This is a genomic window from Burkholderia metallica (assembly GCF_902832845.1).
Lineage (GTDB): Bacteria > Pseudomonadota > Gammaproteobacteria > Burkholderiales > Burkholderiaceae > Burkholderia > Burkholderia metallica.
Genome location: NZ_CADFDB010000007.1, coordinates 302,326 through 325,744 on the forward strand (window position 1 = coordinate 302,326; position 23,419 = coordinate 325,744).

At 65.1% G+C, this 23,419-nt stretch carries 21 protein-coding genes; 6 read left to right on the top strand and 15 right to left on the bottom strand.

Going from position 1 to position 23,419, the window contains the following annotated elements:
- Positions 1-127 precede the first annotated feature (127 nt).
- A complete protein-coding gene (locus HWX08_RS21165; RefSeq protein ID WP_174921134.1) occupies positions 128-670 on the bottom strand; it encodes a GNAT family N-acetyltransferase in 543 nt (180 codons plus the stop codon).
- A 281-nt stretch (positions 671-951) separates the two neighbouring features.
- Between HWX08_RS21165 and HWX08_RS21170 the strand changes: the two genes are divergently transcribed.
- The 5 genes from HWX08_RS21170 (at position 952) to hfq (ending at position 7,152) form a co-directional block, all read left to right on the top strand.
- Complete coding sequence (locus HWX08_RS21170) at positions 952-2,172, top strand: MFS transporter (RefSeq protein WP_107311290.1); 1,221 nt, start codon at positions 952-954, stop codon at positions 2,170-2,172.
- A gap of 215 nt (positions 2,173-2,387) precedes the next feature.
- Positions 2,388-3,209, top strand: coding sequence for a TetR/AcrR family transcriptional regulator (locus HWX08_RS21175; protein WP_069256507.1), 822 nt, complete (start codon positions 2,388-2,390; stop codon positions 3,207-3,209).
- 156 nt (positions 3,210-3,365) lie between these two features.
- Positions 3,366-5,120: an AMP-binding protein gene (locus HWX08_RS21180; RefSeq protein WP_174921133.1), complete on the top strand. Its 1,755-nt coding sequence runs from the start codon at positions 3,366-3,368 to the stop codon at positions 5,118-5,120.
- A 29-nt stretch (positions 5,121-5,149) separates the two neighbouring features.
- Positions 5,150-6,067: a DUF1571 domain-containing protein gene (locus HWX08_RS21185; RefSeq protein ID WP_174921132.1), complete on the top strand. Its 918-nt coding sequence runs from the start codon at positions 5,150-5,152 to the stop codon at positions 6,065-6,067.
- Between the two features lie 506 nt (positions 6,068-6,573).
- Positions 6,574-7,152 carry an RNA chaperone Hfq gene (gene hfq, locus HWX08_RS21190; RefSeq protein WP_069256504.1) on the top strand — a complete coding sequence of 193 codons (579 nt, stop codon included), beginning with the start codon at positions 6,574-6,576 and terminating at the stop codon, positions 7,150-7,152.
- 77 nt (positions 7,153-7,229) lie between these two features.
- Here the strand turns inward: hfq and HWX08_RS21195 are convergent, their stop codons facing one another.
- The 14 genes from HWX08_RS21195 to HWX08_RS21260 all read right to left on the bottom strand — a co-directional run bounded on the left by HWX08_RS21195 (position 7,230) and on the right by HWX08_RS21260 (position 21,123).
- Positions 7,230-7,937: a DUF2968 domain-containing protein gene (locus HWX08_RS21195; RefSeq protein ID WP_069256503.1), complete on the bottom strand. Its 708-nt coding sequence runs from the start codon at positions 7,935-7,937 to the stop codon at positions 7,230-7,232.
- A 54-nt stretch (positions 7,938-7,991) separates the two neighbouring features.
- Positions 7,992-9,383, bottom strand: a complete 1,392-nt coding sequence (locus tag HWX08_RS21200) for a sigma 54-interacting transcriptional regulator (protein WP_174921131.1) — start codon at positions 9,381-9,383, stop codon at positions 7,992-7,994.
- A gap of 105 nt (positions 9,384-9,488) precedes the next feature.
- On the bottom strand, positions 9,489-11,546 hold the full coding sequence (locus tag HWX08_RS21205; protein WP_425128462.1) for a pilus assembly protein TadG-related protein: 2,058 nt from the start codon (positions 11,544-11,546) through the stop codon (positions 9,489-9,491).
- A gap of 5 nt (positions 11,547-11,551) precedes the next feature.
- A complete protein-coding gene (locus HWX08_RS21210) occupies positions 11,552-11,881 on the bottom strand; it encodes a DUF3613 domain-containing protein (protein ID WP_174921129.1) in 330 nt (109 codons plus the stop codon).
- Between the two features lie 20 nt (positions 11,882-11,901).
- Positions 11,902-12,744 (bottom strand): tetratricopeptide repeat protein, encoded by an 843-nt coding sequence (locus HWX08_RS21215; RefSeq protein ID WP_174921128.1) that lies wholly within the window; start codon positions 12,742-12,744, stop codon positions 11,902-11,904.
- A gap of 14 nt (positions 12,745-12,758) precedes the next feature.
- A complete protein-coding gene (locus tag HWX08_RS21220; RefSeq protein WP_174921165.1) occupies positions 12,759-13,751 on the bottom strand; it encodes a type II secretion system F family protein in 993 nt (330 codons plus the stop codon).
- A 4-nt stretch (positions 13,752-13,755) separates the two neighbouring features.
- Positions 13,756-14,754, bottom strand: coding sequence for a type II secretion system F family protein (locus HWX08_RS21225; RefSeq protein ID WP_174921127.1), 999 nt, complete (start codon positions 14,752-14,754; stop codon positions 13,756-13,758).
- Entirely contained in the window at positions 14,747-16,114 is a 1,368-nt protein-coding gene (locus tag HWX08_RS21230) for a TadA family conjugal transfer-associated ATPase (RefSeq protein ID WP_174921126.1), read from the bottom strand. The genes HWX08_RS21225 and HWX08_RS21230 overlap by 8 nt, the downstream gene beginning before the upstream one ends.
- Positions 16,115-16,117: 3 nt before the next feature.
- On the bottom strand, positions 16,118-17,392 hold the full coding sequence (locus tag HWX08_RS21235) for a fimbrial protein (protein WP_174921125.1): 1,275 nt from the start codon (positions 17,390-17,392) through the stop codon (positions 16,118-16,120).
- 60 nt (positions 17,393-17,452) lie between these two features.
- Positions 17,453-18,784, bottom strand: coding sequence for a type II and III secretion system protein family protein (locus HWX08_RS21240; RefSeq protein WP_174921124.1), 1,332 nt, complete (start codon positions 18,782-18,784; stop codon positions 17,453-17,455).
- Between the two features lie 62 nt (positions 18,785-18,846).
- On the bottom strand, positions 18,847-19,770 hold the full coding sequence (cpaB, locus tag HWX08_RS21245) for a Flp pilus assembly protein CpaB (protein WP_174921123.1): 924 nt from the start codon (positions 19,768-19,770) through the stop codon (positions 18,847-18,849).
- A 91-nt stretch (positions 19,771-19,861) separates the two neighbouring features.
- On the bottom strand, positions 19,862-20,308 hold the full coding sequence (locus tag HWX08_RS21250) for a TadE/TadG family type IV pilus assembly protein (RefSeq protein WP_174921122.1): 447 nt from the start codon (positions 20,306-20,308) through the stop codon (positions 19,862-19,864).
- On the bottom strand, positions 20,305-20,805 hold the full coding sequence (locus HWX08_RS21255) for an A24 family peptidase (protein WP_174921121.1): 501 nt from the start codon (positions 20,803-20,805) through the stop codon (positions 20,305-20,307). The genes HWX08_RS21250 and HWX08_RS21255 overlap by 4 nt, the downstream gene beginning before the upstream one ends.
- Positions 20,806-20,898: 93 nt before the next feature.
- Entirely contained in the window at positions 20,899-21,123 is a 225-nt protein-coding gene (locus tag HWX08_RS21260) for a Flp family type IVb pilin (RefSeq protein ID WP_174921120.1), read from the bottom strand.
- Positions 21,124-21,798: 675 nt separating this feature from the next.
- Between HWX08_RS21260 and HWX08_RS21265 the strand changes: the two genes are divergently transcribed.
- Positions 21,799-23,397: a collagen-like triple helix repeat-containing protein gene (locus HWX08_RS21265; RefSeq protein ID WP_175807062.1), complete on the top strand. Its 1,599-nt coding sequence runs from the start codon at positions 21,799-21,801 to the stop codon at positions 23,395-23,397.
- Positions 23,398-23,419 lie beyond the last annotated feature (22 nt).

The following is a 23,419-nucleotide window of genomic DNA, read 5'->3' on the forward strand; positions in this document are numbered from 1 at the left end:
CCATGTTGCGAAATTCCGGCAACGATACTCCTGATCGCAGGAGACGTTAATACGTCATGACCTCGATACGCGGCCGCTTGACGATCTCTGACAACCGCCCGACTGCTCCCGCACGAACGACGCCGCGCTACGCGCGCAGATCGTTGCGTTCGAGACGATGGCGAATGTAAGGAATGCCGTCGTGCACGACGCTCACGCGCCGCATCCCGAGCTTGCGCGCGACATTCAGAGAGCCGCTGTTGGCCTCCGCGATATCGGCGATCACGCGCGGCAGGCGCACGGTGTCGAACGCATGCCGCACGACCGCTTGCGCGGCTTCGCTCGCGATGCCGCGCCCCCAGGTCTCGCGCACCAGCCGCCAGCCGATCTCGACGTCGCGCGCGCCGTCCGCGTAGTCGGGAATCAGCAGGATCCAGCCGACGAACGCATCGGGTGCGGCTTTCTCGAAGATCGACCAGTAACCGAGACCCGGCGGATAGTCGCGCGTGATCCGGTGCGCGACGAAGCGCCGATGCTCGACGGGATCGTGCCACGGGCCCGCGATGTGCCGCGTGACCTCGGGATCGCGATCCATCGCGATACACGCATCGAGATCGGCCAGCACGCGCGGACGCAGCCACAGCCGCGCGGTTTCGAGCACGGGCAGCGTAGCGGCGGAACGTTCGTTCATCGGGACTCCTGATTCGGTGGCAATGCGCATCGGGCGTATTACAAAACAGATACAAACGCCCTTCCGGAATGATACAGATGGCTGTCGCCGGTTTCATGCGGCGCCGTTGCCGTTTTCGAAACAGTTCATTTCGTAGGGATTATTCCCGATTCGGCGTTATCGCGCCCCACATCGCGCGGCGCCGCAGCCTACACTCGATCCATGCCCCCGCACCGCGCGCAGGCCGGGCCGGCATCCGCATGCACATCGTGAGCGCGCAAGCCAACGAGGAGACCTCGGACATGAGCTGGACCCGCGAACAACGCAACGTCACGATCGCCGCCTACCTGGGCTGGACGCTCGACGCGTTCGATTTTTTCCTGATGGTTTTCGTGCTGAAGGACATCGCCGCCGAATTCGGGTCGACGATTCCCGCCGTCGCGTTCGCGCTCACGCTGACGCTCGCGATGCGCCCGCTCGGCGCACTGATCTTCGGCCGGCTCGCCGATCGCTTCGGCCGCCGCCCGACATTGATGGTCAACATCGCGTGCTACTCGCTGCTCGAACTCGCATCGGGTTTCGCGCCGAGCCTGACCGCGCTGCTCGTCTTGCGCGCGCTGTTCGGCGTCGCGATGGGCGGCGAATGGGGTGTCGGCTCCGCGCTGACGATGGAAACCGTGCCCACCCATGCGCGCGGCTTCGTGTCGGGGCTGCTGCAGGCCGGCTACCCGAGCGGCTACCTGCTCGCGTCCGTCGTGTTCGGCCTGTTCTACCAGTACATCGGCTGGCGCGGGATGTTCATGGTCGGCGTGCTGCCCGCGCTGCTCGTGCTGTACGTGCGCGCGCACGTGCCCGAATCGCCGGCGTGGAAGCAGATGGAGAAGCGCCCGCGCCCGAGCCTCGGCGCCACGCTGAAGCAGAACTGGAAGCTCACGATCTACGCGATCGTGCTGATGACCGCGTTCAACTTCTTCTCGCACGGTACGCAGGATCTCTATCCGACCTTCCTGCGCGAACAGCATCACTTCGATCCGCATACCGTGTCGTGGATCACGATCGTGCTGAACATCGGCGCGATCGTCGGCGGCCTGTCGTTCGGCTCGATCTCGGAGCGGATCGGCCGGCGCCGGGCCATCTTCATCGCCGCGTTGATCGCGCTGCCCGTGCTGCCGCTGTGGGCGTTCTCGAGCGGCCCGGTCGCGCTCGCCGCGGGGGCGTTCCTGATGCAGATCTCGGTGCAGGGCGCGTGGGGCGTGATCCCGGTTCACCTGAACGAGATCTCGCCGGACGAGATCCGCGCGACCTTCCCCGGCGTCGTCTACCAGCTCGGCAACCTGCTCGCGTCGGGCAACGCGACGATGCAGGCGTCGCTCGCCGTTTCGAACGGCAACGATTACAGCTTCGCGCTCGCACTCGTGGCCGGCATCGTCGCCGTCGCGATCGCCGTGCTGATCCTGTTCAGCCGCGAGCGGCGCGGCATCGACATGACGCAATCGGTCAATACGCGTAGCACGGTCGGCTGAACGCGCGCATTGCCGCATTGCATCATCGCGCGTGCCCCGCCCTGCCGAGGGCGCGCGCGATCCATTCCGCATTCGCACATCGAACTAGAGGAATTTGTCCAGATTCCCCGCTTGCCCGCTCCGTCCGCGATTTTTTATCTTAATAAAAACGGCTGTTTGAATCAGACAAACAAATCACCAGTTCGCGGCCGGGGGACCGGCATGGGAGGCGGGACATGGCAGTAAGTCAGGAGGGGCGGCCAGCCGCGGGACGGCCGTCCGGGGCACGGTCATCCGGCACGCGGCAGACCGGCGGAACGAAGGCACGCATCCTCGATGCGGCCGAGGATCTGTTCATCGAGCATGGCTTCGAGGCGATGTCAATGCGCCAGATCACCTCGCGCGCGGCGGTCAACCTCGCCGCGGTCAACTACCACTTCGGCAGCAAGGAAGCGCTGATCCACGCGATGCTGTCGCGCCGGCTCGACCAGCTCAACCAGGAACGCCTCGGCATCCTCGACCGCTTCGATGCGCAACTCGGCACGCACATCACCTGCGAGCACGTGCTCGGCGCGATGTTCATTCCCGCGCTGAAGGCGTCGCGCGATCCCGGACGCGGCGGGCCCGGGTTCCTGCGGCTGATCGGCCGTGCGTACACCGATCCGTCGCCGTTCGTGCGCAACTTCCTGACCGCGCACTATGCCAGCGTCGCGGGCCGCTTCTTCGATGCATTCCAGCGCGCGTTGCCGCATCTGCCGCGCACCGAGCTCGGCTGGCGCCTGCACTTCGCGATCGGCGCGCTGTCCGGCGCGCTCGCGGGCGCCGAAACGGAAAGCCTGATCGACGAGTTCTCGCAAGGCCGCACGATGAACGACGTGCAGATGATCGCGCGGCTGTCGTCGCTGATCGTCGCCGCGCTGAAAGCGCCGATGCCCGACAGCGCGCAACTGTCGATCTTCGCAGCCGTGCTCGACGACGCAGGCGCCAGCGAAGCATTCGGGCTGCCGCAGTCGGGCCCGGCCACTGCCGATACGGCGACGCTGCATTCCACGAACTGAGCGCGCGAGGCCACGCGCGGCTTCCTGTTCACGATTTGATCGATACGCGCGGTCGTGCAGGGCGTCGAGGCGCCCCGTCGATCGACCATGCGGCACGAGGCACGGGCCGGCGCAGAAGCGCCCGCCCTCGTCAAAAGCAAACACCGGAGACTCGTCATGTCATCTTCCGCAGCAAGCACCGCGGCGCAGGTTCCGCCGAACACCGACGGCATCTGGTACGCGTCATACCCGCCCGGTGTTCCGCACGAGATCGACGTCGCGCAATATGCGTCGCTCGTGCAGTTCTTCGACGAATGCACGACCCGCTTCGCCGACCGCGTCGCCTACGTGAGCGCCGGTGCGTCGATGACCTACCGCGCGCTCGCGCAGAAAGTCGACGCGTTCGCGTCGTATCTGCAAAGCGTCGGCGTGAAGCCCGGCGACCGCGTCGCGATCATGCTGCCGAACACGTTCCAGTATCCGGTCGCGCTGTTCGGCTCGCTGAAGGCCGGCGCGATCGTCGTCAACGTGAACCCGCTCTACACCGTGCGCGAACTCGCGCACCAGTTGAAGGACAGCAGCGCGCAGACGATCGTCGTGTTCGAGAATTTCGCACGCACGCTGCAGGACGCGCTGCCGGAAACGCAGGTGAAGAACATCGTCGTCACCGCGCTCGGCGACCTGCTCGCCGACGGCTTCAACGCGAAAGGACGCCTGATCAATTTCGTGCTCAAGCACGTGAAGAAGCTCGTGCCGGCCTACCATCTGCCGCAGGCCGTCCGGCTTCGCTCCGCGCTCGCGCTCGGCGCGCGCGTCAAGCCGCAGCCCGTGCAGACGACGCGCGACGACCTCGCGTTCCTGCAGTACACGGGCGGCACGACCGGCGTCGCGAAAGGCGCGATGCTCACGCACGGCAACCTGATCGCGAACCTGCTGCAAGCGAAGGCGTGGATCGCCGACCAGGTATCGGGCGACGTCGAGACCGTGCTCACGCCGCTGCCGCTGTACCATATCTATTCGCTGACGGTGAATGCATTCATCTTCATGGGGCTCGGCGGGCGCAACATCCTGATCGCGAACCCGCGCGACATGAAGATGGTGATGAAGATCATCCGCAACGAGACGTTCACCGGGATCACCGGCATCAACACGCTGTACAACGCGTTCCTCGACAACGAGGAATTCCGCAAGCGCGATTTCTCGAAGCTGAAGCTCGCGATGGCGGGCGGGATGGCGATGCAGCGCGCGGTCGCGGAACGCTTCCAGCAGGTGACGGGGCGGCCGGTCGTCGAAGGCTACGGCCTGACCGAATGCTCGCCGATCGTCACGATGAACCCGGTGGACCTGAACGACATGGCCGCGTTCAGCGGGTCGATCGGCCTGCCCGCGCCGTCCACCGTCGTACGCTTTCGCCGCGAGGACGGCACCTGGGCGCCGGTCGGCGAACCGGGCGAGCTGTGCGTGCACGGTCCGCAGGTGATGCGCGGCTACTGGCAGCGCCCCGACGAGACGGCCAAGGTGATCGACGCCGACGGCTGGCTCGCCACCGGCGACATCGGCGTGATGGACGAACACGGCTTCATCCGGCTGATCGACCGCAAGAAGGACATGATCCTCGTGTCGGGCTTCAACGTGTATCCGAACGAGATCGAGGAAGTGCTGGTGATGCATCCGGGCATCAGCGAAGCCGCGGCGATCGGCATTCCCGACGACGTGCAGGGCGAGCGGATCAAGGTGTTCGTCGTGCGCCGCGATCCGTCGCTGACGGTCGACGACGTGCTCGCGCACTGCCGCAAGAACCTGACCGGCTACAAGATGCCGAAATTCGTCGAGTTCCGCGACGCACTGCCGCAGACGAACGTCGGCAAGATCCTGCGCCGCGCACTGCGCGACGAGGAACTCGCCAAACTCAAGGCCGCGAAGCAAGGCTGAACGATCCATCGCCCCCGGAGACGCCGTCGATGAACGAAGGAAAGAAACGCCACGCGCGGCATGCCGCCGCCGTGGCAGTCGCATGCCTGTTGTCGCTCGCGCAGGCGAGCCTGCATGCCCAGGAAACGACCGACGCCGCGAGCGCGGCAGCAGCCGTCACGCTGCCGGCGGACCTCGCGAAAGTCACGCGCGAGCCGGTCGCGCAGCAGGCGCGCTGGCTGCGCACGGCCGCACAGCGCGGCACGCTCGCGCAACTCGACGACGCGACGCTCACCGCGCTCTTCAAGGCGCTCGATCCGCTCGCCGTGCCGCTCTATATCCGCAACGGTCCCAACGGCTATCCGGCATACCAGTTCACGATGGTGCGCCAGGAGCGCATCAGCGGAAAATGGTCCGACACGCCCGACCGCATGCTCGTGAAGACCACCCGCGAGCCGCTGCGCGTCTACGCGAAATGGCTGCCGGGCGGCGCGCATGCGGGGCAAGAAACGATCTACGACACGACGCAGCGCAAGGACGAGATGTACGGCCACCTCGGCGGCCTGCTCGGCAAGATTCCGCTGTGGACGGCACTCGACGGCGCACTCGCGCGCGCCCAGTCGAATCATCAGGTGAAGGATCTCGGCACCGAGTTCATCACGAACCTGTACCTGACCGAAGGGAAGAAGTATCTGGAAGCCGGCGTGCAGCGGCCCACCGACGTGGAGGCCAAAACGATCGGCGGCGTGCGCGTCGTCGCGCTCACCTACGAAACCCCGACCGGCCGGCCGCAGTTCTATGCGAAGAAGGAAATCCTCGGGCTCGACCTGCACGCGCCCTATTTCCGGACCGTCGAGTCCTATGACAACGACGGCAAGATCTTCGAGCGGATCGTCATCGAGAAAATCGCGCCGGCGACGTTCGACGACACCGCATTCGACCCGAAAAACCCCGACTACGCGTTCTGATGCGCGTCGACATGCCCCGTTCAATCGCCATCGCCGTGCTAGCCGTCTGGTTAGCCCGGACAGGCGACCACGGCCGACCACGGCGCCATACGGACTGGCGCCGGCGCGACCGGTTAAGCCAATGTCGGCCGATAAGGTCGACATGCCCCGGCATCGCGTGGTCGGACGCAAGCAACGCCGCGCCGCTTTACCCAACGCCCCTTGCTCATGTTCCGAATCCCTGATATGGCGAGCCGAGCGGTATGCGCAGCCCATGTAAGAAACACGCGCGAACCCAGGCGGTACGTCGTTGCGAGCGCCGTAACGCGACGTAACGAAACGGTTCTAGCCGTTCGGCCGAATCGCGAAAATGGCCCGGACCGTCTATAGTGGGTTACGGTTCGACACAATCACGACTGCGCGCTTCCCTATTGAACAAGGTAGAATTCCGCCAAACGTCTTGTGGACGAACTCGCCACACACACACGCACAACATATTCTCTGACGCAGGCTCCTGCCGCACCTCAATGGCCAATCCCGCAGAATCCCATCCGCAAAACGACTTCATCAATTCGGCGCGCAAGGAACGTAAGCGCGTTGAAATCTATCTCGTCAACGGCATTCGTCTGACGGGGTGTATCGAGTCGTTCGACCAGTACCTGGTGATGCTGCGCACCCCCGTGGGTCTGCAAGGCATCTACAAGCGCGCGATTTCCACGATCCAGCTCGACACGGGCGGCTCGCGCCCGGGCGGCGGCGGCCCCCGCGGGCCCCGCACCGGCGGGCGCCCCGGCGGCCGTGAAGGCGGCGGTCACAGCCCGTATGGCTCGCACGGCGGCTATGGCTCGCGCGAACCGCGCGAACCGCGGGAGGGTTACGGCTCGCGTGAGCCGCGCGAAGGCTACGGTGCCCCGCGCGAACCCCGTGAGCCGCGCGAAAGCTACGGCGCCCCGCGCGAACCCCGTGAACCGCGCGAAAGCTACGGCGCCCCGCGCGACACCGGCGATGCATCCGGCAACGGCAACGCTTCGTCGTCGGATTCCCGCGGCGGCAACGGGCCGGTGATCGTGACCCGGCGCCGGCGAATCGTTCCGGACGGCCAGTAAAACAAAAGGGCAAGCCAACCGGCTTGCCCTTTTTACTGGTGCGGCCGGCGCGGCATGTCGCCGCACCGTCGCCAGGTTCAGCGCGCCGTCGTCGGCAGGCCCGCGTCGGCCTCGCGCTGCAACGAACGCACCTGCTGCTGCAACGCCCGCAGTTGCGCCTGAAGCTGAGCCTGCTGCGCCTGCAAGGCGGCCGTCTCGCTGCGGACGCTCTTCTGGCGATCCGCGACTGCCGCCTGCTGCTGGCGGGCGATCGAGATATCGGCCTGCAGACGTCGCGCACGATCCTGCGTGACTTCGATCTGCTTGTCCATCTGCGCCTTCTGCGACTCCAGCTTCGCCGCCCTCAGTTCGTTCACGGCCAGCCGCTCCGCCTGGTGCGAGAAATCGCGGTAGATCGCTTCCGCACGCGTTTCGTCGTAAGTCTTGATCACGCGCCAGAACGCCTTCTGCTGGAACAGCGCGACGAAGTACGCTCCGTCCTTTACGTTGAACAGCAGGCTCGCGCCGTAGCTGCCGTTGTAGCTCGTGCGCATTTCCGTCAGCGTGTGCGCCTGGATCTGGCGCTGCAGGTCGTCGACCGTGCTCGGCCCCGTCGTTTCGCCCGCCTGCGGCTGCAGCGACGTCTGTGCCTGCGAATCGATCACCGGAATCGCGGCCACCGGCGCCGACGCTTGCTGTACGGCAGGCGAACCGCTGTCCGCCAGACTTTGCGCGTATGCGCCCTGCATGCCTCCCACCATGGCGAGCAACACGCACGCCCTTCCCAACCCCGTCATATGGCTCATGAAGTTCTATTCCCGCCCGAGTCGTTGTAATTCAGCGCGATTTTATCTCATTAATTACTCACTTTCGCGGGTCTCGGGCTCCTCGTCGAAGATCTGATATTTGCGCATTTTTTCCCACAATACCTTGCGGCTGATGCCGAGCTGCTGCGCCGTATCCTGACGCCGCCAGCCGTTGGCGTCGAGCGCCGCAATCACGCGGTTGCGCTCGTTCATGTCCCACTTGCTGCGATCGACGAACACCTCGGCCGCGCTCTCCGCCGGCACCGGCTGCGCCGAACTGCGCGCATGCGCGATCAGCCGCTGCAACCGTGCTGCATCCCAGCCGCCCGTCTGCCGCACCGTCACGCCGACACGCTCGGCCAGGTTGCGCAGTTCGCGCACGTTGCCGGGGAAATAGCTGTCCGCGACCGAATCCGTCAGCCAGTACGGCAGGTCGGACAACTCGGCGAGCCGATCCTCGCCGACCACTTCGGCGACGAACGACTTGAACAGCGCGATCTTGTCCACCGCACCGCGTTCTTCCAGCGACGGAATGTTCAGCTCGATCACCGCGAGCCGGTAGTAGAGATCGGCGCGGAACAGCCCATCCTTCACGAGTTGCGGCAGCTTCTTGTTGCTCGCCGCGACCAGACGGAAATCGACCTTGACCGGCGCCGTCGCGCCGACCCGCAGCACCGCGCCGTCCTCGAGCACGCGCAGCAGCTTGACCTGCTGATACAGCGGCAGATCGCCGACTTCGTCGAGGAACAGCGTGCCGCCTGCCGCCTGCTCGAAATAGCCTTTATGCGCAACAACCGCACCCGTGAACGATCCCTTCGCATGGCCGAAGAACAAAGATTCGAACAGGCCGTCCGGAATCGCGCCGCAGTTCACCGGCACGAATTCGCCGTGCCGGTAGCGCGAATGCTTTTCGTGCAGCAGTTGCGCGATGCGCTCCTTGCCGACGCCGGTTTCGCCGTGCAGCAGCACGTTGGTGTCGCAGTCGGCGAACGTATCGACTTCGTGCAGCAGCGCCTGCATCGATTCGGAGTGCGCGACGAGTTCCGACGGTTGCAACGTTTCGGCTGCGTGCGCACGCAGTTGCGTGACGAGCTTGCCGATCATGCCGCGCAGTTCGGCGCACGTGAAGTCGAGCGGCAGGATGTGCGAATACTCGGGCGGATACTGCGACGCGTCGTGGTCGCGCGCCGCGCCGACCCAGACGACCGGCATGCCGATGTTGGCCTGCCAGTCGCGCAGGAAGGCCGCGCCGCCTTCGATCATCGTCACGCTGATGATCGCCAGCGACCGCCGCAGCGCGGCGCGTTCGGGCGAGATCGCCGCGTTGTCGGCGCGGATCACTTCGACGTCGAAGCTCGCCATGCACCGGGCGACGCGGTCGACGATGTCCGCCTTGCCTTCCCAGACGTACAGGTCGAGCTCTTCGATTGCGGGCGTGGTTCTCATGTTTCGGGTGCGGCTTCAGTGATTGACAAATTGCTCGGCATTGCTGGTCAACGATCGGTCGCGGGTGAAGACGCCACCCTTATCGATAACGGAGCGCTCAGGTATTTATTGAACAAGCATCGGGTTGCCGCATTTGATCGAATCCGGCGTGTTCGTGACATAGGCATTTCCCAGGCTCAGGCCGAGCAGGCCCGTGACGGAGGTCAGGAGAGAATCGATCGGTTGGAGGAGCAGCGGAACGAGCGTGTTCGCCAGCGCGGTAAGAAGCGGCCCGGTCAAGGTAGTCAATAGCTGGCTCAATACGCCGCTCAAATCGATCCCCACTGCCTTCAGCAACCCGAGCAACCCGCTATCGCCGAGCGACAGCGACACTTTCAAGCCGCTGTTCGCGATGCCCGTCACCGCCGGGGAAAGGAACTGATCCGTGCCCGTCCCCAGTGTGTACGGCGATGCCGGGCTCGGCGAAGCAGACGATCCCGGTCCGGGGTACGTGAACACCAGCGGCGTCGGATTCTGATTGGCGACGGGAACCGTCATCTGCCCGGGCAATAGGCTGATGTTGACCGAAATGGCGTTCAAATTGACGATACCCAACGTCAGGACGTTGAGCAACGTTGCCAGTGTCGACGACAAGCCTCCCAGGTTCAACAGGCCGAGCAGGCTCGACAGGTTGACGGACACAAGCGAGATCGGAGCGGCGCCGCCGTCCGGCGAATACCCCGACGGCGCGTTGAGGTTGATCGGCGTATTCGCCGTGCCGCCGACGTACACGGCGAGCACCCCGGTCTGTACGTTCACCGTCGCGCTTTTCGTGCCGTTCGCGGAGCAGGTGACCGACGCCAGGCCCGCTGTCGCCGGTGCCACGTAGGCCGTGATCGGCAGTTGCACCGCGGCAAGCGGCGTGGGACTGCCCGAGGGACACGTGCCCCCCGGATAGACAAGCCCACCGGTAGGACAGGTCGAGAGCAGCGAAATCGACGTATTGAGGAAGACGTTCCCCTGCGCGGTCGACGTATTGGTCAAACAATTGGACGTCCCGCAGTTCGACGGACCGGGCGGACCGCTCGCTGTGGACGGCGGATTTGCACCCAGCTTGACCGAGCCCGACACGGTGACGTTCAGCAGCGGTGAAAGCACGGTAGGGGTACGAACCGTGACGCTGGGAATATTGACCGAATTCGTGCCGTTCGCGATCTGTAGTGCCGTCGACAACAATCCGAGTGCATTGACGCTGGCGTTGACGGCAGACGATCCCGTAGCGGTTGCGGCAGAAACCAACTGGCCGAGCGCGATCTGCGGACCGCCGCAAACCGTCCCGGAGCAAAGCGAGGCGACGATCGCGTTCAGGACGTTAAGGTTCGCCCCGACCAGATTCTGCTGCGTCGCCGCCTGCACGGCCGCGTTGGCCAACTGGCCGAGCGTCACGGTACCGTTCAATACACCCGAGCTCGTGCCGACCGGCAAATTGGCCAGAATGCCGGCCAGTTGCAGGTTGACCTGCGCGAGCCCTTGATAATCGACCAGTTGCAGGTTCAACGTATTCGGCGAACCGGTCAGCACCTGGAGCAACTGATTAGCCAGTCCTCCGTTCAGCGCTGCGACAGATGTGCTCAGCGTGAACGTGTCGCTGGGAGCGCTCTTGGCGACGGCGGACCCGCTGACCGTGACGCCGCTACGAAAAATCCCGTCCACCGGCTCGGCAACCGTCACGCACACGGCATTGCTCGATTGGCCGGTGACCGTACCGGCAGACAACCCGGCGCATTGCTTGCCGCCGACCGGATCACCCGAGACCCACGTGAACTGTGCGCTGCCACTGCCCTGGGGCGCGCTCCAGATGCCGCACGTCACGGACACGGTCGCCCCTATCGGCAACGTGTTGTTCGAAGGATTTGCGATCTGGCCGGCGGCGGTCCTCGCCGCCTGGCAGGTCAAGTCGGTCGTCACTTGCGACACGGCCGACAAGGCGGCCAGATCGGCGGCCGCCTGCATCCGGCGTCTTTCCGCGTAGAAATGACCTACGTCAACCGCACCCAGCACGGTCACCGCCACCAGCACCCAGATCGTCGCCATGATTGCAACGCTGCCCCGCTGGCGACTGCTTCCCCGGCTGCCGGCGCGACGCTGCCGCGCGGCACGTGACTGATCTGCGTGCATAGCCATATCGCTTATTGCGCGCCCTGCCCGCCGCCCGACATGCCGCCGGCTCCGCCTAGCTGCGAACTCAGCGTATCGGGAATCTTGTTCTTGAACGAATCAAGATAGCGCTGGTACGCAAGCGACGCGACATCGCCGAACACCGGCTGCGCCGGCGCCGCGGCACGATTGTCACGCTGTATCGAGAGCCAGTCCCTGGTTGAACGTCCGACGTCGGACGCGCCCTGTGTCGCGGTCTGTTGACCGTATGCAGCGGTGGAGCCCACCGCGATACAGACGAGCGCGCCCAGCGTCGCGATCCGTCCCGCACGTGCACTGCGATTGTGTTTGTTGTCGTCCATGTCGTTCCCCGGCTATCCGTTCATTGTGCAAATCGTTGCAGCAGCGGCACCGTCTGGTCGTAGCCGAAGTTGTTCGCCATCGGCATGATCGGCGTCGGCGCAGCGCGCCGCGATACCACCGGCGGCGTCGCGATGGCGCCCTGCTGCGCACGCACTGCCGCGGCAACCTTCGCTGCATCGCCGCTGATGTCCTTGCGAATATCGGTAGACAGATGCTGCTGGTTCATCAACCGTTGCGCGTCCTGCGCTCGTCCTGCTGCCATCAGATACAGCGCGAGATTGCTGACGATCTTCGGATTGCGCTGATCGAGTTCGGCCGCCTTCATCAGCGGGACTCGTGCGCCGACGACGTCACCGCTGCGCAGCTTCGCGTAAGCGAGGTCGGACAGCAACGACGGATCGGTCGGTGCGAGCTCCGACGCCTGTGTCAACGCCTGCACGGCCCGGCCGAAATCGCCCGCCGCCCCCGCAAGCAAACCGAGCCCCCGATAGCCGCGCGCGGCGAGCGGCGTCTTCAACAGTTGCGTGTACGCCGCCGCGCTTGCGACCGGCTGATCGGTCATTCGCAGCGCATCCGCACGCAACAGGATCGATTCCGGCATGACGCCGTATGTCTTGTCGTACGAGTCGATGTGCGCGAGCGAAGCGAAATAGAGCCCCTGCGTCTGCATGCGCTGAATCAGACCCAGATACATCCCCGGCGTATCGGGCACCGACTGCTTCTGATCGGCCGCCTGCATCAGCGCGGCGCGCTCGGTCTGCACGCCGACGCCATATCCGCTTTCCTTGGTGGCGCATGCACCGAGCAGCAGTACCGCTGCCAGCATGCCCATCCGTGTCATCGTTTCGCTGATTCGCTTCATCGCCTGTCCTTCCTTCAATGATGCGAAGACAACGCGCGCATCACCGCCAGCATGCCCGGGCCGGCCGTCACGATCAGCAGCGCGGGCAACAGCGTCAATACCATGACGCCGGTCATCTTCACGGTCAATCGGCCGATCCGTTCGCGCAGCATCGCGCGACGCGTCTCGCGCAACCGGTCGCCGAACTGCTTGAGCGGTTCCTGCACCGCACCGCCATGCTTGTCGACCTGAATCATCAATCGCACGATCGCGCGCAAATCCTCGTTGTCGAACCCGCTCGACAGCCGCTGCAGCGACTGCTCGCGCGTGCGGCCGGCAGCGAACTGGCGCTGGGCAATCCCGACCTCCGACGACAAGACCGGTAACATCCCGCGAAAATCGTTCGTCACCACCTGAAGGCTCTGGTCGAGCGACAACCCGACGCCCTGCAACAGACGCAGCATGTCGACGAGCAGCGGCAGCTCGTCGACGACGCTTTGCCGCCGCGACGCCGCGCGACGTCTTACATAGAGCTTCGGCAACATGAAGCCGATCCCGAACGCGGCGAACATGCCGATGATCCAGATGCTGCCCTTCATCCGTCCGCTCGCGAAAATCGCGAACAGCAGCGGCAGCCCGATCCCGCATGCGACCCGCGCGCTCAGAAATAACCCACGCGTGCGCGCATCGACATAGCCGCATTGCTCAAGCAGGCGCCGATCTTCTTCCGCCACCACGTATCGGCCGAAGCCGGTATCCAGCCAGCGCATGCCTGCCGCCGACAAGCGGTCCAGAAAACGCTCGACGCGATGGCCGCCGCGCGCGTCGGATTTCGCCCGTGCGTCGCCGTCCGGCGCGGGCCGCGCTTTCGCTGCCTCGAGTGCGGCCATACGCTGCTCCAGCGCATCGACCAGCGCCCGCTCGGCACGCGTCGCGGCACTCGCCCGCAACATGACGACCATGCCGAGCAGCAGCACCCCGAGCGCACCCAGGGCCAACGCAATTGATCCGATTTGAGTTGCCGTCATAGCATCACCTGAGCCGGGCCATTCGATACAGCCATACGCTGCCCACGAGCTGCCCCAGAAACGCAATCGTGAGGAGCGACTGGCCGCTCGGATCGTTCCACATTCCGTACAGATACTTCGGATTGGTCATCACGACAAAGCTGCCGATAGCGATCGGCAGCATGACGAGGACAAACGCCGACAGCCGCGTCTCCGACGACATCGCGGTCAATTCGCGCTCCGCCTGTTCGAGATCGCGCATGAACACGGCCATTCGCTCGAGCATCACGTCCGCGCGGCCGCCGTATTTGACGGACAGGCGCAGCACCGAGCCCACGAGCTCGAACTCTTCGGTCCGGTAGATCTTCGCGATATGCATCATTGCGCGATCGATCTCGATCCCGCCGCGCAGCATCCGCGACACGACGTCGAGGCAACCGCGCAACGGCTCTTCCGTCGTCAACAACGCCGCCTGGAAAGCAGCCGGCACGCTGTTGCCGAGTGTCACGAGACGTACGATCCCGTCGAGGAACGACGGGATCTGCCGGACGATCTTCAGTCGTCGGCGCTGGATCCGCGATGCGAGCCACACGCCGAGCATCGCGCTTCCGCAGGTGATCGCAGCAAAGCAGGCCAGCATGCCACCGCGGCTGCCAGCGACGATCGCGACCAGGGCGAGCGCGCCAAGCGCGACGAGCGCCTTGCCGCGCGCGTCGTCGATTCCCGCACGACTCGCGAGGTTCGACAGATACTCGGCTGCTGTCGCATACCAGTGCGCCCAGAGTGTCTCGCGCGATGCCTTTCCCGCCGCGCCGGGTTGCGGCACGGCACGCGAGGTTCCGGACGCCGTCACACGCCCCGCCTGCGCGGTGACGCCCGCACGTGCGCCGGGTTCGAGCCGGCTGTCGATGAAGCGCTTCGCGTCGGTACGCCCGCGATGGGTCTCGGCGTGACGCCACAGCATCATCGCCGCCGCGACGCACAGCATCGCGAACGCCAGCACCCATACCATCGCGCTATACATTGAAGCCCCCGCCGCCACGGCCGAACCCGCCGCCGAAGCCACCACCGAACCCGCCGTCGCCGAATCCGCCGCTCGTCAGCGACTGACGGAAGCGCGCGAGTTTCGGCGAATGCGGATGAATGCCCAGCGTCTCCCAGTGATCGACTTCCTCGCCTTCCGGCGTCACGCGCGCCTCGTAGCGGTACAGCTCCTGCGTCGCGATGATGTTGTCCGACAGCCCGGTCACTTCGGTGATCGACAGGATCCGCCGCCGCCCGTTCGACAATCGACCGATCTGCACGATGAAGTCGATCGCGTTCGCGATCTGCCGGCGCAGGCTCGACTCGGTGCCCTGGAAACCCGCGAAACCCGCGAGCATCTCGAGACGGTACAGGCACTCGCGCGGAGAACTTGCGTGCACGGTACCCATCGATCCATCGTGGCCCGTGTTCATCGCCTGCAGCATTTCCAGCACTTCACCGCCGCGCACTTCGCCGACGATGATCCGGTCCGGGCGCATCCGCAACGTATTGCGCAGCAGGTCGCGAATCGACACGACGCCGGTGCCGTCGAACCCGCCCGGACGGCTCTCGAGACGCACGACGTGCGGGTGGTTCAGCGACAGCTCCGCCGTGTCCTCGATCGTCACGACACGCTCGATTTCCGGAATATGGAACGCGAGTGCGTTGAGGAGCGAAGTCTTGCCGGAACTCGTGCCGCCCGACACAAGAATGTTGCAGCGCGCCTCGACCGCCGCCTGCAGCAGCGTGTTGATCTCCTCGTTGAACGTCCCGTTGCCGAGCAGGTCGGACGGCTTCAGCGGATCCTTGCGGAATTTCCGGATCGACACGACCGGGCCGTCGATCGACAGCGGCTCGATCACGACATTCACGCGGCCGCCGTCGGGAAGTCGCGCGTCGACCATCGGGTTCGACTCATCGAGACGACGGCCGATCGGCGCGAGAATGCGCCGCACGATCCGCAGCAGATGCGCGTTGTCGGTGAAGCGTACGGGCAGCTTCGCGAGGATCCCGTGACGCGACACGTATACGTCGTTGTACCCGTTGATCAGGATGTCCTCGACGGCAGGGTCTGCGAGCAGGTCCTCGATCGGCCCGAAGCCCGCAAGCTCTTTTGTCAGCGCCTCCGCGATCGTCCGTACCTCGTTCTCGTTGAGCGGAATGCGGCGCAGGCGCACGAAGCTGTCGATCTCGAGATCGACGAACTGGTTGATCGCCTGGCGCGACCATCGCCCGAACTCGGCGCCCAGTTCTTCGATGCGCGTCAGCAAGTGCTCGTGCGCGGCATTCTTGATGTCGTGGAATTGCTGCGTCTGGGAGAACGGCGCAGCGCCGTCTGCGAATTGAATGTCGTGTGCCATCGCTTACGACCGCTTGGACGAGGGTTGAATGAAGCGCTTCAGCGCTGCCAGGCCGGTTGCCGGACGCGGCGCTGCCGCCCTGACCGACACGCCTGGCAGGCGCGCGGCAAGCGACTCGAGCGCGCGCACGTACGGATCGCGCTCCGCCATATCGACGATGAGCCGACCCTGGTTTGCCGCATGGCCGATCGCGACGCGACGCGACGGCAAGGCGCCAACCAGCGACAGGCCGAGACGTTCGGCAATCTGTGCGGGCGTCAGGTCGAGCGCGGGGTCGTGCTGGTTGACGACGAGGCGGACGCGATCGGTATCGACTCCCGCGTCGCGCAGGCCGGTCAGCAGGTCGGCCGCCGACACGATCGACGCAACGCCCTGGTCGCAGACAAGCCATGCTTCATCGGCCAAGTTCGCGATCTGAGCAACGAACTCGCGGTTCGAAAAGCCGCCAAGATCGACGATCTGCTGATCGAAAAATGCCCGAAACCGGTTCAGCAAGCCGGCGCACGAGGCATACGAGACATCGCGCAGCGCGCCGAGATCGGTCCGCAGCGTCGTCAATGCCACTCCGCTTTCGTGCCGGGTCAGCGCGGTGTTCACGAAGGTCCGGTCGATGCGGCGCAGATTGTGAACCGCGTCGATGAAATCGAATTCGCAACGGGTATTCAGGAAGAGTGCGCCATCGCCTGCCGGCAGACCCAGATCGACGAGCGCAGTCTGGCGCCCCGCCGGCGTACCGCCATTCGACACGCCCGCCGCCCCCGCGCTCGTCGCATGCTTCTGCAGCCAGACGGCAAGATTCGCGGCGAGCGTACTCACGCCCATGCCGGCGCGCGCGCCGAGCAACGCGACGAGCTTGCCGTGGCGGCTCGCGGGCTCATCGACGTTCGCAAGCAACCCGCGCGTCGTGCGCAACGCGTCCTCGGCGGGGGCCGACACGTCGATGAAGTCGCGCACGCCGGCGCGCAGCGCGGCAAGCGTGCTCTCCGGCTGCGCGAGCGAACCGAGCGCGACGATGGGCAACCCCGGATGCGACGCACGCACTGCTGCCGCTGCCACGCTCGCCGCCGTGCCGCTTTCGGAAAAATCGATGAAGACGATGGCCGGGTTGAGCCCCGTGATGCGCTGTGCAAGCACGCCCGGCTCGAGCGAGGCAGTCTCGACCGCGCCGGCGGATATAAGCGTATCGGCCAGCCAGCGGACATGGGCCTCGCGTTGCGACGCGCAAACGAAATAGTCGGTCACGGCGGGTTCACACAGTGATTGGATTCGCGCATTCATGTCGAACACCCCCGACTACACAAGACGTGGCGATGCACCGCAACCGGCGAGACATCGCACTCATTTCGAAAACCCCGGAGCAGCGTCCGGCGACGCGGCTCCACCCAGATACGATTTCCACACCGGCCCGTCGCGCTGTTCCGACAACTCGCCGGGCGTCGCGGGCAACACCGCCCCCTTCGCGATCGGCGCAACGAGATGCGGCGTCACGATGATCAGCAGTTCCTTGTCGTTTTGCTGATAGCTCAGATTCTTGAAGAACGTGCCGATGATCGGCAGGTCGCCCAGCAGCGGCACCTTGCTCACGTTCGACATCGTCTGGCGATCGATCAGGCCACCGATCACGAAACTCTCGCCGTCTCCGAGTTCGACCGTCGTGTCCGCACGTCGTGTCGTGATGCCCGGCACCGCGACGCCGCTGATCGTCACGCTGTTGACGAAGTCGAGCTGGCTCGACTCCGGTGCGACCTTCAGTGCAATCCGGCTGGGGCTCAGGACCGTCGGCGTCAGCGAGAGCCCCACGCCGTACTGCTTCCACTGGATCGCAGTCGAACCAAGCCCTTGCGGCGACGGCACCGGAATCTCGCCGCCGGCAAGGAAGCTCGCGCTCTGCCCCGACAGCGCGACGAGCGTCGGCTCTGCCAGCACGCGCGCGAGATTGTTGGCCTCGAGTAGCGACAGGTCGGCAAAAATACCGCGCCCGGCCGCATTCACGACCAGGTTGAACGCGGACGCGACGGGCGACCCGAGCGTCGGAACGTAGCCCGCAGTACCGGGGCCGCCCCCGCCGCTATATGACTGCACCCCGCCCGGCGAAAACGACCCGAACGAAAAGCCGTTGCTTTGCTTGAAGAAATTGAAGCCGACCTGCTTGAGCACCGAACGGCTGAATTCGACTACCCGCACGTCGACCTGCACGACGCTCTTGCCGGGGACCGTCGAGCGGTCGATCACCACGCCCTTCCCGCTCATGTTCTTGCCGACCGCGGACGCGCGCGCATGCGCGTCGAGCGACGCCGACGAGCCCTGCAATACCGCCGTGCCGCCGTAAGCGTTCACGCGCGGCGTGGACCCGTCGAGCACCGCCTGCGCTGCCGCGTCGACGACCTCGACGTTCCAGACTGCCGGCTCGTCGTGGCCGCGCTCCCACAACATCACGTTCGTCGCACCGGGCGCCTTTGCTGTCAGCAGCACGGTGCCGGAGCGGCTGCCCTTCATGATCAGCACGTCGGCAATCGCCGGATCCCCGACCGCGACGCGCTGCAGCGTGCGGCCCGCCGAAATCTGCCGTTGCGCGCCGACCGCGAGCTCGATCGTGCCGCTCGCGCTCGCAAGCGATGTGAAAGTCAGGGTACAGATGGCAATCGCGAATGCAATCAGTGTGTTTTTCATTGTTTGGTAGACCGTCACGCGGCCCTTTGCTTGTCGTCGCTGATATCGATGGCCATCGATGTTCAATAGGCAACCGTTTCCGCCCGGCCGCCGCGGATCACCTCGATGCTGCCGCCCCCGCTTGGCCGCGCCGTCTGCATCAGGCGCGGCGGCAACGGCGGCACGCTCACATTGGCGACCGGCGTTCTCGGCGTACCGGACAGCTGTTGCAGCGAGACCCCCGCGGCAGCAAGCGCCGACGGCGACAGTTTGTTGTCCGTCCGTACCGCGACCGTCTGGAGCGCAAGCTCGTCGTCGCGCGGGTTGCGCAACGCGAACGTCAAGCGTCCGCTCGCCTCGCCGAGCGTCAGCGCATCGACCTGCGCGGTCGGCACCGCAAGCACCGCGATGCGTACGCCCGCAGGCTGGCCGTTGCTGCCGTTGCTGCTGCCGCTGTCGTGATCGGGCGTCGCGTCACCGAACGTCAGCACGCGCACTTTCGACAGCAGCAGTCGCGCCTGCGTCTGCGAAACCTCGCCGTCAAGCATCGTGCCGCCGCCTTCGCGCTTCAGGTTCACGAACACGTCGACGAAATTGCCGGGCCGCAACCGGTTGCCGACCGCATTGGTTTCGTCGACGCGAACCGCCACCGCGCGCTCGCCCGGCTGCACGTCCTCAGCCAGCCCCGACACCAGCGCGTCCGCCACAACCGGCGCCGAGGCCGGAATGTCCCGGACCGGCACGCGGCCGACGAGCGCAGCGGGATCGTTGAACGCGCCAGTCGGCATCGGCGCGGCCGATTGGACCTTCAGCGCGTCGGCCGGGATCGGTTGGCCGCCAGGCAACGTGCGCGTCGCAATCACGACGGGCATTGCGGTTGCCGTCGCCACGGGCTGTAGGGGTGCGGGACGTGAAGCGCTACGTCCGAGCACCCATGCATAAATTCCGAGCAGAACGGCGATTGCGATCAGCAGCCCCGCGATGATCTTCGTTAAGTTGTTGGCCATGTTGTCGTATGGATGCCGGAATAAAAATCCAATCGGTTCTTCTTGTCGTGCGCTTCGTATGTGACGTGCTCATCGCGTCATGATGTTCGCCTCACAACATGGACTGCGGGATCTGTACCACGGCCGTGCCCGTCAACGGTCGCGTCATGATCGCCCCCAGGAACGGCATGATCGTCATCCAGCTATCCGGCGTATAGCTCACCGTGACGGTCAGGCAGTACAAGAGCGGCGTAGGCGTTCCGTTGTAGTTGCATTGCTGCGCCGCCACGTTGGGCGGACCGCTGTTCAACCAGCCGAGAACGTTCTGCGTAGCCGTCTTTGCATTCGCGACGCGCGTCTGGAGGTCTGGTGCGTAGTTCAATCCGGCACGCGCGCCCTCGCTGGCCGCCAGCGTCAGGCTCTGCTGAATGAGGAAAATCATTCCGAAGCTCAGAATCGCGTAGAAAATCAGGAAGAACAGCGGAAACACGATCGCAAACTCGACCGCCGTCGCTCCGCGTTGCCGCCGGTATCCGCGCCACGCACTCCGTCGATTCATCGCACGCCCCCCGTTGCGGCAAGAAAGATCAGCCATGCAGCAGCGGGCACGGCAAGGCATGCGGCATAGGGCGTCGCCCGGTATCTCCCGAGTGTCAACGCCGGCTGGCGCCGTCGCCACAGGCCCCCGAGCGACGTACGCGACAGCAGCATCAGCACGAGCGCATGTCCGCCGGCAGCCACGCTGGCGGCTACCCAGAGCCAAAGCAGCGCATGCGCACCGCACCACACACCGAGTACGGCGAATATCTTTACGTCTGCCGCGCCCATGACGCGCAGGAGGAAGAACGGCATAAGCCCGATCAGGCCAACCAGCATGCCGGCGACTGCCTGATGCAGCGAAATGCCAAATGGATTCGCGACCACGCATGCACTGCCCAATCCGCCCACTAATCCGGCCAGAACAAGCGCGTTCGAAATACGGCGGAAGCGAATATCGCTGACCGCGACGAAACCCGCCCAGGCCAGGAATACCCCGCTGAAAATAAGATGTTCCATCGCACCACGCCCGCAGCAAATGCAAGGGCGGGCGGATTACCGAAGCAGTCCGCCCGCTACTGCGCCAAGAAGACTTCCATGAAAGAAGTCGACTTAACCTCCGTTCGCGGCTGCCGCCCGAATTGCAGCGGCGGAACAGTTCGTTGCAGAAGGAGTGGACACGCAGGTGCCGAGATTGGTGAACATGTTACCGAGACTACTGCCGATGTTCGTCACCCCGGCGACGATCGCGACAGCGATCAGACCCGCAATCAGCCCATACTCGATCGCGGTAACCCCGTCGTTTTCCTTAAGGAAACGCTTGATGATTGCTTTCATTTTATTCCTCGTGCCTGTATTTACGTTTTCTGGCCTTTTATACGTATACGTCCCCGCATATCTGGCCGTTTTGCCCCAACCGTTCGCCACATCTGCCGTAGCGTCAGCCGGGTGCGCTTTCTTTATAGGTCGCCCCGAAGGGCATTGCTCACGATCTGATGCAAGTTAACATTCGCGATAGTGACCCTCCTCGAACGTAGTGTACCGAACCGTACATTTCCTTACATCTGTTCCGGATTCTATATCCGATCCAATTTAACTTCCAACCTCTTTTAACGGCCCGGATCGAAAAAAATGACCTGGGCACATTGCATTTGTACGGCGTTTCGGTACGACTTACACATAGGATTTACGATAGGTTAGATGTGCACACCTAATCCACCAGTAAAACAATTGCCTCGTCCACCAAGCCTGTGGGTCCCACGTTACGCCGCACGCGTAACGCCAATGTTGTGACGTTACGTTACGAAACGCGCGAAACCGTTCTCATTCGTCTGCAGTTAAACAGATTCAACAATCTTTCAATCAGCCTAAATTCCTTTTCCGACAAGGAATTGCCCCGTTTAAAACCTGCCGTCGAACCGTCCGGCATCGAAATGGCACGACAGTTGCAGAGTAGTCCTCGCACCACTCAACACAACGCAGTTCACAACACATTCTTAACGCGAGGACAAAATGGACATCAAGGTTATCCCTCATGGCGTGTTCCGGACGACTCTGATCGCGGCCACCGTTGCAGCCATGCTTTCCCTCTCCGCGTGCGGCGGTTCCGGTTCCATCAGCCAAGGGCTCGGCGGCGGCTCGAGCTCGGGTGGCGGCGATTCGATCTCCACGTCGGGCGGTGGCACGTCGGGCTCGAGTGGTACGTCGGGGACGAGTGGCTCCTCGGGCACCAGCGGAAGCTCCGGCACGAGCGGTACGTCCGGCACCAGCGGCACTTCGGGTACGAGCGGCACCAGCGGTACGTCGGGAACGAGCGGTACGTCCGGCACCTCGGGTGTGTCGGCAAATCCAGTGGGAAATGTCCTCGCAGGCACCGGCAATATCATCACGAATACCGGGGGCACCGTCTCCGGCCTCGGCTCCGTCATCGGCAGCCAGACGCTGCCGGGCGTCAATCCGGCCACGACGCAAGCCGCGGGCGGCATCGTGCAAAGCGTCGGCGGCGCAGTCACCGCACTGGGCAACGGCCTCGGCAACGGTCTCGGCCAGCTCGGCGCAACGAAAGATCCAGTCGGCATCACGGTCGCCAGCACCGGCGGCGTGGTCAATCAGCTCGGCGGCGCAGTCACGCAAACGGGCAACCTGGTCACGAGCCTCGGCAGCGGTCCGCTGTCGCCGCTCGCGCCGGTCACGGGCGCCGTCGGCGGCCTCGTGTCGACGCTCGGCGGCGCCGTATCGAACGGGGGCACCACGCTCACCAACGCGCTGTCGACGGGCCCGATCCAGCAGGTCACGCAAACGGTCAGCTCGGCCATCACGCCGATCACGACGATGGTCGGCCAGACGACCCAGACGATCGGTACGGCAACCGGCCTCGGCGCACCGGTCAACACGCTGCTCGGCACGGTCGGCAACGGGCTGAACCAGGCCGGCGCGCTCCTCGCATCGACAGGCGGCAACCCGGTCACCACGGGTCTCGGCAACACCGTCTCGTCGACGGGCAACACCGTGAAGGCCGTCGGCGGCCTGCTCACGGGCGGCACCGGCGGCGTGACCAACCCGCTCGCACCGCTCACGGGCCTCGTCTCGACGGTTACCGGCGCACTCGGCGGCGCAACGGGTGGCGGCAGCGGTCCGCTCGCACCAGTCACCGGTCTCGTTTCCACGGTCACCGGCGCACTCGGCGGCGCAGCAGGCGGCAGCGGCGGCCCGCTCGCACCGGTCACCGGCCTCGTCTCCACGGTCACCGGCGCACTCGGCGGCGCAGCAGGCGGCAGCGGCGGCCCGCTCGCACCGGTCACCGGCCTCGTCTCCACGGTCACCGGCGCGCTCGGCGGCGCAGCAGGCGGCAGCGGCGGCCCGCTCGCACCGGTCACCGGTCTCCTCGGTGCGGTAACGGGCGCACTCGGCGGCGTGGCGGGTGGCGCAGGCGGCGGCAGCAGCCCGCTCGCCCCGGTGACGAACGTCGTGTCCACGGTAACGAGCACGGTCGGCGTACCGGCACTGAGCGGCGGCACGGGTGCCGTCACGAACTCGGGCTCGTCGTCGAATCCGCTCGCCCCCGTCACGTCGCTGATCGGCGGCCTGCTCGGCGGCACGCACGGCAAGTAAACCAACATCCATCAATCGACAA